General features: G+C 68.8%; 12 protein-coding genes. 3 read left to right on the top strand and 9 right to left on the bottom strand.

Annotation, left to right across the window (positions count from 1 at the left end):
* Positions 1–10 precede the first annotated feature (10 nt).
* From trmB to AJAP_RS41170, 6 genes are all read right to left on the bottom strand, one after another.
* Positions 11–694, bottom strand: a complete 684-nt coding sequence (gene trmB, locus AJAP_RS41195) for a tRNA (guanosine(46)-N7)-methyltransferase TrmB (protein WP_038521854.1) — start codon at positions 692–694, stop codon at positions 11–13.
* Between the two features lie 44 nt (positions 695–738).
* Positions 739–1281 (bottom strand): hypothetical protein, encoded by a 543-nt coding sequence (locus tag AJAP_RS41190; RefSeq protein WP_038521851.1) that lies wholly within the window; start codon positions 1279–1281, stop codon positions 739–741.
* Positions 1282–1450: 169 nt separating this feature from the next.
* Positions 1451–2203, bottom strand: coding sequence for an ABC transporter permease (locus AJAP_RS41185; protein ID WP_038521848.1), 753 nt, complete (start codon positions 2201–2203; stop codon positions 1451–1453).
* Positions 2200–3120 carry an ABC transporter ATP-binding protein gene (locus AJAP_RS41180; RefSeq protein ID WP_038521845.1) on the bottom strand — a complete coding sequence of 307 codons (921 nt, stop codon included), beginning with the start codon at positions 3118–3120 and terminating at the stop codon, positions 2200–2202. Before AJAP_RS41180 ends, AJAP_RS41185 begins: the two co-directional genes overlap by 4 nt.
* A gap of 150 nt (positions 3121–3270) precedes the next feature.
* Complete coding sequence (locus tag AJAP_RS41175) at positions 3271–3999, bottom strand: ABC transporter permease (protein WP_038521842.1); 729 nt, start codon at positions 3997–3999, stop codon at positions 3271–3273.
* Positions 4000–4028: 29 nt separating this feature from the next.
* A complete protein-coding gene (locus tag AJAP_RS41170; protein WP_038521839.1) occupies positions 4029–4967 on the bottom strand; it encodes an ABC transporter ATP-binding protein in 939 nt (312 codons plus the stop codon).
* Between the two features lie 190 nt (positions 4968–5157).
* Here AJAP_RS41170 and AJAP_RS41165 point away from each other — a divergent pair, with 190 nt between their 5' ends.
* Both AJAP_RS41165 and AJAP_RS41160 read left to right on the top strand, forming a co-directional pair.
* Positions 5158–5736 carry a TetR/AcrR family transcriptional regulator gene (locus AJAP_RS41165; RefSeq protein ID WP_038521836.1) on the top strand — a complete coding sequence of 193 codons (579 nt, stop codon included), beginning with the start codon at positions 5158–5160 and terminating at the stop codon, positions 5734–5736.
* On the top strand, positions 5737–6648 hold the full coding sequence (locus AJAP_RS41160; protein ID WP_038521833.1) for an SDR family NAD(P)-dependent oxidoreductase: 912 nt from the start codon (positions 5737–5739) through the stop codon (positions 6646–6648).
* A gap of 21 nt (positions 6649–6669) precedes the next feature.
* On the opposite strand, the gene AJAP_RS41155 is transcribed toward AJAP_RS41160, so the two are convergent.
* The 3 genes from AJAP_RS41155 to AJAP_RS41145 all read right to left on the bottom strand — a co-directional run bounded on the left by AJAP_RS41155 (position 6670) and on the right by AJAP_RS41145 (position 9255).
* Complete coding sequence (locus AJAP_RS41155; protein ID WP_038521830.1) at positions 6670–7083, bottom strand: VOC family protein; 414 nt, start codon at positions 7081–7083, stop codon at positions 6670–6672.
* Positions 7084–7399: 316 nt separating this feature from the next.
* Entirely contained in the window at positions 7400–8056 is a 657-nt protein-coding gene (locus AJAP_RS41150) for a response regulator (RefSeq protein ID WP_005167029.1), read from the bottom strand.
* Positions 8053–9255 carry a histidine kinase gene (locus tag AJAP_RS41145; protein WP_443111207.1) on the bottom strand — a complete coding sequence of 401 codons (1203 nt, stop codon included), beginning with the start codon at positions 9253–9255 and terminating at the stop codon, positions 8053–8055. Before AJAP_RS41145 ends, AJAP_RS41150 begins: the two co-directional genes overlap by 4 nt.
* 194 nt (positions 9256–9449) lie before the next feature.
* Between AJAP_RS41145 and AJAP_RS41140 the strand changes: the two genes are divergently transcribed.
* Positions 9450–10973, top strand: a complete 1524-nt coding sequence (locus tag AJAP_RS41140) for a dynamin family protein (RefSeq protein ID WP_143202509.1) — start codon at positions 9450–9452, stop codon at positions 10971–10973.
* The last annotated feature ends 42 nt before the right edge of the window (positions 10974–11015 follow it).

Genomic DNA, 11015 nt, shown 5'->3' with positions numbered 1-11015 from the left:
TCTGTGTGCTCTAAACCCGCTCGAAGATCAGATCGTGCGAGATCCGGCCCTCGACGTCTGCGCGGTTCTCGAACTTCGTGATCGGCCGCCATTCCGGACGCGGCGCCCAGCCGCCGGGCTCGCCGGCGTGGCGGTTGCGCAGGAGCGGCTCGGCCGAGCAGACCTCCATCATCTGCTCGGCGTAGTTCTCCCAGTCGGTCGCCATGTGGAAGGTGCCGCCCGGCGCGAGCCGCGAGGCCACCAGCGCGACGAACTCGGGCTGCACGATCCGCCGCTTGTGGTGCCGCTTCTTCGGCCACGGGTCCGGGAAGAACAGCCGGACGCCGGACAGCGTGCCCGGCTCCACATGCGAGGTCAGCAGCACGACGGCGTCACCGTGCATCAGCCGCAGGTTCTCCACACCGAGCTTCTCGGCGCGCAGCATCAGCTGGCCGAGCCCCGGGTCGTACACCTCGACCGCGACGTAGTTCAGCTCCGGCGCGGCGGCGGCGAGCTGGGACGTGGTCTCGCCCATGCCCGAACCGATCTCCACCATCACCGGGGCCCGCCTGCCGAACCAGTCGTCGAAGTCCACCGGTCCTTCGGGCAGTTCGCCGACGGTGCGGCCGAGCGACGGCCAGAGTTCGTTCCAGGCTCGCTGCTGCCCGACGGTCATCCGGCCGCCGCGTTTGACATAGCTGACCACGCTGCGCATCCGTGGCTGGTCCTCGTTTTCCACCAGCCCATTAAACGCGGCGGTTACCTGACTGCTTCGAACTCCCCCAGCCGCGAGCGCAGCCCCGCGAATCCGCCGACCGCGATCGGGGCGGGCGTCGTACCGGAATGGGCGGGGAGGACGTCGATCCAGCCGTCGTGGCCGCTGGTGTTCAGCACCGTGGTCGGGATCGAATGCCCGGACGCGCCGCGTTCGGAAGGCATGAACTCCCAGTAGCCGGATTCACCGTCCGCGGCCCACGGCACGAATTCCCAACCGGGCCGCCTGCCGAGCAGGCCGGCGATGCGATCTTCGATGCGGAAACCGAGCTCCCGCGATTCGAGCCGTCCGTCCACGATGGCCCGAAGCCACCAAGGCGCGGGAATTTCGCCGTGCATTCCGCTCGACGCGCGGTACAACGCGACGACGAGATCTTCGGGAGCGCGATGCACCCAGGCGCGGCGGATATCCGACGGCCGGGTCGCGGACGCCACCGTGCGGGGCAGTTCGATCGCCTGTGACCATTCGAGGTCGAGCATGGGCTCGAGCCGGGGCTGCATACTTTCCGTGCGGGCTTGCGGGATCATACGTTCCACTCCCTGACCGGAATCCACCGTCAAGGATCACCTCCGGGGCCGAGAGCCGAGAAATAGGCTCATCCCGAGCATCGCCCGGTCAGGAACAGTATGTCCGCTTCCTGTGAGAGAAGCCACAGCCTCTTAACGTGGACTTAACTCCTTTGGCCGCGGTAAAAGCTCACGCATCCCTTCGATGGGTGATCATCAGCCCGGCCGCATAAACAATCACGCAGATGCCGCCGAAATAAGCCAAATAGCCCCACGGTCCCAACGGTGGTTCGAGTTTCAGCATCGAAACCGTCAGATCCGGCCCCGAAAACTGATTCGCCGCGAAGAACGGCATCCACTGGTAGATGTCGTCGCCCACTTTCGGGATCAGCATGACGAGTCCCTCGAGCAGCTGCGTCCAGGCCAGCGCGAACCCGAGCGCGAACGCGGGACTGCGGAACAACAGCCCGAGGCCGACGCCGAGCAGACCGGTCAGGAAGAAGGTCAGGCCCTGCCCCGCCACCGCGCGCCAGTCGGCGCCCGAAGCCAGGCCCAGGTCGGCGGCCGGTTTGATCAAGTACGCGATCGCCCACGAGCCGAAGCCCACGAGCAGGCCGATCAGCCCCGAGAACACCCCGACGACGGCGCCCTTCGCCAGCAAGGCGGGCAACCGCGAGGGCACCGCCTGGAAGGTGAGCTTCATCGTGCCCCAGTTGAACTCCGTCGCCGCCGCGAGGATCGCGAGGACCAGCACCACGGTGCGGCCGAGCGCGCTGGCGACCTGCGTCGAGTTGACGCCGGTCTGGCCTTCGAGCGGGACGAAACCGAAGAACAACGCGGTGTAGGCGAGCGCGATCACGACCGCGATACCCGCGCACCACCAGGGCATGCGGGTGCTCAGCAGTTTGATCCGCTCCGCGCGGAGCACGTTCGCCGCGGTCATCCGACGACCTCCGGGACCTGGCCGGTGCCGTACTCGACGGCCTCGGCGGTGAGTTGCATGTACGCCTGTTCGAGCGAGCCGGTGAGCGGCTTCAGCTCGTGGAGGGTCGCGCCCGCGGCGAACGCGAGTTCGCCGATGTGGTCGCTGTCCATTTCGGACACGACGAGCGCGCCGTCCTCCTCGCGGAATTCGGCGCCCTTCTCGGTCAGCGCCCTCCGCAGCTCGGGCAGATGCGGGCTGCGGACCCGCACGCCGAGGCCCTTCGCGCGGCCGACGAAATCCTCCATCGTGCCCTGGTAGATCAGCTTCCCGCGTCCGATCACGACGAGGTCCTGCGCGGTTTGCGCCATCTCCGGCAGCAGGTGGCTGGACACGAACACGGTGCGTCCCTCGGCGGCGAGCGCGTGCATCAGCTTCCTGATCCACACGATGCCCTCGGGGTCGAGCCCGTTCACGGGCTCGTCGAACAGCAGCACCCGGGGGTCGCCCAGCAGCGCCGTGGCGATCCCGAGCCGCTGCGCCATCCCGAGCGAGAACTGCCCGGCGCGTTTGCGGGCGACCGGCTCCAGCCCGACGAGCCGGAGCACCTCGTCGACGCGTTTGTCCGGCAGGCCGTTGGTCGCGGCGATCCAGCGGAGGTGCTCGCGGGCGGTGCGGCCGGGATGCCGCCAGGTGGCGTCGATCATGCCGCCGACCGTCCGAAGTGGATCACGCAGCTCGCGGTAGGCGTGGCCGTCGATCGTCACCGTGCCCGACGTCGGGTTGTCGAGCCCGAGCATCATCCGCATGGTGGTGGACTTCCCCGCCCCGTTGGGGCCGAGGAACCCGGTCACCCGTCCTGCTTCGGCGGTGAAGGAAAGATCGTCGACGGCGAGCTTGTCGCCGTAGCGTTTCGTGAGTCCGATGGCCTCGATCATCAGCCCTCCCTCCGGTGGATTCCGACATTACGCGGGAAAGGACCGGGCTGCCCCCCGATAGGCGGCCCGGTCCTTGTTCCCCTTTTTCTCCCCGTCCGGACGTCTCGCTCCCCCGAGTGAGACGTCCGGCTTTCTCCCCTGTGGAAGTCCTTACGCGTCGCGCTTGTTCGCGACGACCAGCGAGATGGCCAGCAGCACCAGCGCGAAACCGGCGAAGTAGGCCAGCGAGCCTGCCTGGTTCAACGGCGCGTCCGCCGCGGCGGGGCCCCCGGTGAGGAACCGGTCGGCGACGTGGAACGGCATCCAGTCGTAGATGTCCTTGCCGATCTTCGGGATCAGCTGGATCAGGTTCTCCACCGCGAGGGCGTAGATCAGCACGAGCGAGATGGCGCCGGCGCTGTGCCGGATCAGGATGCCGACGGCGATCGCGATCACCGAGGCGAGGGCGAACACCACGCCCACCCCGGCGACGCTGACCCACTCCGCGGTGGTGTCCAGCATGAGGTCTTCCGGCCGCATGATCGAAGCGAGGCCCCAGGCGCCGAACGCGGCGATCTCGCCGATCACGAGCGACAGCGTCGCGACGACGCCGGTCTTGGCCAGCAGCGCCGAAGTGCGGTTCGGCACGGCCTGGAAGGTGGTCCGGATGGTTCCGAAACGGTATTCGGTGGTCACCGAAAGCGCGGCGAGCACCATGATCACGGCCATGCCGAACCCGTAACCGAACTGGGTCAGGCTGACGTCGGTGAGTTCCCCGGCGGGCGCGGCACCGGAGACGATGGCGGCGAAGCCGATCACGACCGCGAGTGCGGCCAGCGCGCACCACCAGGGTGAGCGGGTGGTGAACAGCTTGATGCGTTCCACGGCGAGCAGAGTCATGGCTTTTCTTTCCTCAGAAGAGTGGACGGCTACTGGGCGGCGGTGACCACTTCGGCGGCTTCGGCTTCGAGACCCGTGTGGTACTCGACCGAATCGCCGGTGATCTGCATGAAGGCCTGCTCCAGGGAGCCGGTCTGCGGGCTGAGCTCGTGCAGCACGATCTGGTTGGCCGCGGCGATCTCGCCGATCTTGTCACTGTCCAAACCGGACACCACGATCGCTCGGTCGGCGTCGGTGACCTGAGCGCTCGCCTGCGTCAGCGCGGTGCGCAGCGCGGGCAGTTGCGGCGACCGGACCTTGACCGTGTTCTCGGCGGCCCGCGCCACGAAATCCTCGGTGGAGGACTGGGAGATCAGCTTCCCCTTGCCGATCACGACCAGGTGGCTCGCGGTCAGCGCCATCTCCGAAAGCAGGTGCGAGGAAACGAATACCGTGCGGCCTTCGTCGGCCAGCCGGTGCATGAACTTCCGGATCCAGAGGATGCCTTCGGGGTCGAGGCCGTTGACGGGCTCGTCGAACAGAAGGACCTCCGGGTCGCCCAGCAGTGCCGCCGCGATCCCCAACCGCTGCGACATCCCCAGGGAGAAACCACCGGCGCGCTTCCCGGCGACGCTGGTGAGCCCGACGATCTCGAGCACCTCGTCGACCCGGCTCTCCGCGATCTTGTTGGACTTCGCCATCCACCGCAGATGCGCCCGCGCCGACCGGTTGGGGTGCACCCATTTGGCGTCCAGCAGCGCGCCGACGGTCCGCAGCGGGTCTTTCAGGTCGCGGTAGAGCTTGCCCCCGATGCGCACCTGGCCCGAGGTCGGGTTGTCCAGACCGAGGATCATCCGCATGGTCGTGGACTTGCCCGCCCCGTTGGGGCCGAGGAACCCGGTGACCTCACCCGCCGCGACGGAGAAGGACAGGTCGTTCACCGCCAGTGTCTTGCCGTACCGCTTGGTGAGGCCCGCTGCCTCGATCATGTCTGCTCCCCTCGGCGACTGCGAGAACAATCGTCGTCCATGTGGGTGGCCGAGCGCGTCATCCTGAGGTGCCAACCTGATACCCGACCTGAGACGTAGCTTGCCGTCTTCCGGCGGCGTACGCGATCGGTGATACCCCTGAGAGTGACCCTGATTCGCCAGGGTTAATGAACCGTGGTTCAATAATCGCATGGCGAGGCCCCGCAGCATCACCGACGAACGACTGCTGACCGCGGCGGGAACCGTGATCGGCAAGGTCGGCCCCGGTTTCACGCTGGCCCAGGTGGCGGCGGAGGCCGGGGTCGCGGTCGGCACCGTCGCCCAGCGGTTCGGTTCGAAGAACGGTCTTCTGCTGGCGTTGAGCCGGGCGAACACGCGATCCGTCGTGGGGCTGATGCGGGAATGCGGCGAGCTGGCCGATCCCGTGGAAGCACTGCGGGCGGCGGTCGTCGTGGTCTACGAGGGCCTGGGCGACGCGGAGACCGCGGCGAACCATCTCGGGCAGCTGGGGGTGGACATCGGCGATCCGGAGCTGCGCGCCCTGCTCGGTGAACATTTCACCGCCGTGGAAGCGGAATTACGCAGGCTGGTGCGCGCCGCGACGCGTGACCTGCCGGGCGCGCCGGGTGTCGTCCGCGCCGCGCGAGTGCTGCTGGGGGTGGCGAACGGGGCCGCGCTGGACTGGTCGATCCGGCCGAAAGGACGGATCACCGAACGGTTGGGGCAAGACGTGGACGCGGTGCTGACCGCGTGGAAGGGAGTGTCCTGAATGGACCGGAAAGTGGCCGTGGTCACGGGGGCGACGCGGGGCTGCGGCCGGGCGATCGCGGTGGAACTGGGCAGGCTCGGCTGGACGGTGTTCGTCACCGGCCGCACGACGCGGGAGCACCAGTCGCCGATGAAGCGGTCGGAGACGATCGAAGACACCGCGGAGCTCGTCGACGCGGCGGGCGGCCGGGGGATCCCCGTCCGGACCGACTTCACCGTCGTGTCCGATGTGGACGCGCTGAAGGCGCGGATCGAGTCCGAAGTGGACGGCCGGATCGACGTCCTGGTCGACGACGTGTGGGGCGGTGACCCGTTCGCGGATTTCGAGGGGGCGTACTGGGACTCCAGCCTCGACGACGCGCTCACGCTGGTGCACAACGCGATCGACACGCATCTGATCGCGCTGCACCGGCTGCTCCCGCTGGTCGTGCGGCGGGAAGGCGGCCTCGTCATCGAGGTCACCGACGGCGACCACGACGAGTACGTCGGCGCGGGGATCCCGTACTTCCTCGCGAAATGCGGGATCCGCGCGATCGGCAGGGCACTCGGCGCCGAACTCGAGAAGTACGGCTGCGTCGGCATGACCGTCACGCCGGGCTTCCTGCGTTCGGAAGCCATGCTCGACCACTTCGGGGTCACCGAGGAGACGTGGCGTGACGCGGTCGGCAAGACCGCCCCGGTCGATTTCGCCATCTCGGAGACCCCGGCGCTGCTCGGGCGCGGTGTCGCGAAGCTGGCGACCGACCCGGAGGTCTCGCGGTTCGCCGGCAAGACGCTCGCGTCGTGGACGCTGATGAACGAGTACGGCCTGACCGACGTCGACGGCTCACGCCCTGACTTCGGCAAGTGGATGGCCGAAGTCAGGGAGCCGGGCAAGGACACCGCGACGGCGGATCACGCGCTGTACCGCTGAGGGATCGTGCCGGCCGGGGAGCTACTTCTTCCCGGCCAGCACGTCCAGGTAGTGCTGGTTGAACATGACGCCGAGGACGTTGCCGAACGGGTCGACGACGGCCGCGGTCACGAAGCCCGGCCCGCGCTCGATGATCGGCTCGTACTCCTTCGCGCCCTTCTCCAGCAGCTTCGCGAAGGCGTCCTCGACGTTGTCGACGGCCCAGTTCGCGATGGCCCCGCCGGGGCCCGGCTGAGCCGACGGCGGCCGGAAGTCCCCGCGGACCAGGCCGAACTCGTGCTGGTAGTCGCCGATCCGGAACTCGGCGTACGCCGGCGTGCCGTCGGGACCGTTGCGGACGAAGTACGGCTCGATTCCGAAAAGGCCGGAGTACCACTCGATCGCGGCGGCCAGGTCGTCGGCGTAGAACGTGGTGGTGGTGAGACCTCGCAGCATTTCGTTCTCCTCAGGTAGTGGCTCTGAGAAGAAGGATCCACCGCAAAGTGCTCACCGAATGACCACTTTTCCGTGTGTTCCGGCTCCAATCACGCTTGATCCGGCTGGCATCACGCGAGATCCGGCTTTCCGAAGGGACTCGCGGTCGCCAGCCCCAGCAGTTGCGCGCGAAGGCCCCCTTCCCTCGGCTCAGCCGAGGAAACTCGACCTTCACACCTTCCCCAAGTACCTGAAGGCCCCCTTCACTGCGTCTAGCGCAGTGAAGGGGGCCTTCACGTACTGCAGGGGCGAGCGAGTGTGACAGTGGCGCAGAGGCTCAGGTGACCCCGGGACGCGCCAGCCCGGTCTCGTAGGCGAGCACCACGGCCTGCACCCGGTCGCGCAGGTCCAGCTTCGACAAAATCCGCCCGACGTGCGTCTTCACCGTCGCCTCGGACAGGAACAGCGTCTCGGCGATCTCCAGGTTCGAGAGCCCCTTCGCGATCAGCACGAGCACCTCCCGCTCCCGTTCGGTGAGGACATCGAGCTCGGCCGCGTCGCGCATCGGCTTCCCGCCGCCGCCGACGAACCGGTCGAGCAACCGCCGGGTCACCGAAGGCGAGACGACGGCGTCACCCGAAGCGACCGCCCTCAGCGCCGACACCAGGTGATCCGGCTGCGTGTCCTTCAGCAGGAACCCGCTGGCCCCGCCCTGCAACGCCGAATAGACGTACTCGTCCAGATCGAAGGTCGTCATCACGAGCACCCGAGCCGTCCCGGCCTCGACGATTCGCTTCGTCGCTTCGACCCCGTCCAGCACCGGCATCCGGACGTCCATCAGCACGACGTCGGGCCGCAGTTCCTCGGCGAGCCGGATCGCCTGCGCGCCGTCCCCCGCCTCTCCGACGACATCGATGTCGGCCTGCGCGCCCAGGACCATCCGGAACCCGACGCGCATCAATTCCTGGTCGTCGACGACCACCACCCGTATCACGTCGCCAACCTAACCGGGAGCCTCGCGTGCACCTGCCACCCTCCACCGGGAGCGGGGCCGACCTCCAGCGTGCCGCCGAAGACGTTCGCCCGTTCCCTCATTCCGATCAATCCGTTCCCACCGGGGACGGTGAGCTTCCGCGGCGGCGCGGTGTGCGCCGCCACCTTCGTCGCCGCGGGCACCAGCTGTTTCGCGCGGCCGGCGCCGTCGTCGGTGACCTTGACGTCGATCACGTCGGCCTCGCGGCGCACCACCACCTCGGCCTGTGCGCCCTGACCGGCGTGTTTCAGCGTGTTCGTCAGCGATTCCTGCACGATCCGGTACACGCCGAGGGAGACACCGGCGGGCAGCCCGGCCAGCGCTTCCGGCCCGATCGCCAGCGTCACCGGCACCCCCGCCTGGCGGATCCGGTCCGCCAGGTCGGTCAGCGCGCTGGCGTCCGGCTGCGGCACGCGCGGCTCGTCGTCGCCGTCGCTGCGGAGCACGTCCAGCAGGCGCCGCAGTTCGGCGAGCGCGCCGCGGCCGGTCTCCGAAATCGTCTGCAGGGCTCGTTTCGCCATCTCGGGATTCCCGTCGACCGCGTAGGACGCGCCGTCGGCCTGCACGACCATCACGCTCACCGCGTGCGCGACGACGTCGTGCAGCTCACGGGCGATACGTCCGCGCTCCTCGCCGACGGCGATCCTGGTCGCCTGGTCCCGTTCCGTCTCAAGTAGATGCAACCTGGCTTCCACCTCCTCGTGATAGGCGCGCCTCGCGCCGGCGAACTCACCGAGCGTCCAGCACAGCGCGGTGGAGAAAAGGGCGATGATCGCCAGGATCCACACGTCTTCCGGCGTGTCGATCCACAGCTGGAGCCCCGAGACGACGACGGTCGCCAGCAGGTACAGCAGCCCCTGTTTGCGCCCGACGTAGACCAGCACCGAGTAGATGCTGATCATCATCGCGAACGCGCTGGCCGCGCCCAGCTCCAGCGCGCTGTGCGGGATGCCGATCAGCAGCAGGAGGTACGCCGACCACAGCGTCGCCTTCCGCCGGAAGACCAGCGGCGCGACCATCGCGATGTCCAGCGGCAGGACCACGTACCAGGGCGGCATCGGGACTTCGGGCGTCTCGGCCGCCGCCACGAAGAACAGCAGGTCCGTGAGCAGCAGGGCGACGGCGATGAAGCTGTCCCCGGCCATGGGGTGGGCACGCATCCAGAGGCTTAACCGTCGCACCTGGTAACACTATGTCGGGCGATGCCGTTCGCGCGTCGGTCGCCGGTACCACCTTCGGTGCGACCCGAGGATGAGCGGCATGGCACGATTCTCCTCGGCGTGCTCGACGACTGGGAGGGGTGGGCGCCGTGACCTCAGCGACGGAGCAGGGCCGTCTCGCCGGTCCGTTGTCGATGTCGGTGGCGAATCTCTGCCATCGCCTCCAGCCCCAGGTGTCCGCGCGGACCGCGGCGGGTTTCGCCGAAGTGCTGCGCAGGCTGGGCGGCCCGTTGCAGGTCGCCGTCGCGGGCCGGATCAAATCGGGGAAGTCCACCCTGGTCAACGCCCTGATCGGCCGCCGGGTCGCGCCGACCGACGTCGGCGAGTGCACGCGGCTGGTCACCCGGTTCCAGTACGGCACGGTCGACCGCGTCGAGATCGTCTTCAACGACGGCCGCAAACAGGTGCTGCCCTTCTCCGCCGACGGGATGATCCCGGCCGAGCTGGGCATCGACATCGACCAGGTCTCGCATATCGAGGCGTACCTCACCAACGCGGTCCTGCAGGGCATGACCGTCATCGACACCCCGGGCCTCGGCTCGCTCGACGCCGCTTCGGTGTCGCGGACCGAGGAGCTGCTGGGCGCGGCGAAGCACCGCAAGCCCGACGATGACGAAGAGGAAGAAGAAGGCTCCGACGAGCTGGACGACACCTCGCGCAACGCGGTCGCGGGCGCCGAGGCCGTGCTCTACGTGGTCACGCAGGGCGTGCGCGCCGACGACCAGCAGGCGCTGGCCGCGTTCACCGCCGCGACCGCGAGCCGCGAGGCGGGCCCGGTCAACGCGATCGCGGTGCTCAACAAGGCGGACACCATCGCGCCGGAGTCGGTCGAAGGCTCGGGCGGCGACGTGTGGAAGGCCGCGACACTGCTGTCGGAGAAGCAGGCCGCGACGCTGAAACCCCGCGTCGCGGACGTGCTGCCGGTGATCGGGCTGATCGCGGAGTCGGCCGAGTCCGGCGGGTTCACCTCCCCCGACGCCGAGGCGCTGCGCCAGCTGGCCGAGATGGACGACGACATCCTCGAGACCATGCTGATCTCGGCGGACATCTTCACCAGCTGGGAATGCGACGTCGCGGCGGGCACCCGGCTGCGGCTGCTGGAGAAACTGGACCTGTTCGGCGTCCGGTACGCCGTCGAGGCGATCCGCAAGGAACCCGAGATCACCGCGGGCTCGCTGCGGCGGAAGCTGCTCGACGCCTCCGGGCTCGAAGCCGTCCGCCAGCGGCTGAGCATCGTCTTCGCCGCCCGAGCCGACGGCATCAAGGCCGCCGCCGCGCTCGCTTCGGTCACCGCGCTGGCCCACGCGTCCGGCGATCCGGCCGAGCGGCAGCGCGTCCACGACGCGATCGAGGTCCTGCTCGCCAAGCCCGAGGCGCATCAGCTGCGCCTGCTCGAAGCGCTCACCCTGGTCGCGTCCGGCGCGGTCGACATGCCCGAGGACCTGTCCGAGGAGGTCCTGCGGGTCGGCAGCAACGCCGACATCGGCGCCCAGCTCGGCAAGCCGGGCGCTCCCCGCGCCGATCTCGCCGCCCACGCCCTGGAACGCGCCGGCTGGTGGCGCTCCTTCGCGTCCTTCGGCGCGACGCCCGCCCAAAGCCGTGTCGCGCACGTCGTGCACCGGGCCTACTTCCTCATCTGGCAGCAGATCCGCGACTGACCTCCCGCGATCCGCGCATTTAGTCCTCTGGATGCGGTCCTT

Origin of the sequence: Amycolatopsis japonica, assembly GCF_000732925.1 — a bacterium.
GTDB lineage: Bacteria > Actinomycetota > Actinomycetes > Mycobacteriales > Pseudonocardiaceae > Amycolatopsis > Amycolatopsis japonica.
Note: the sequence above shows the minus strand (reverse complement) of the source record. Positions and strands in the feature narration are given on the sequence as shown.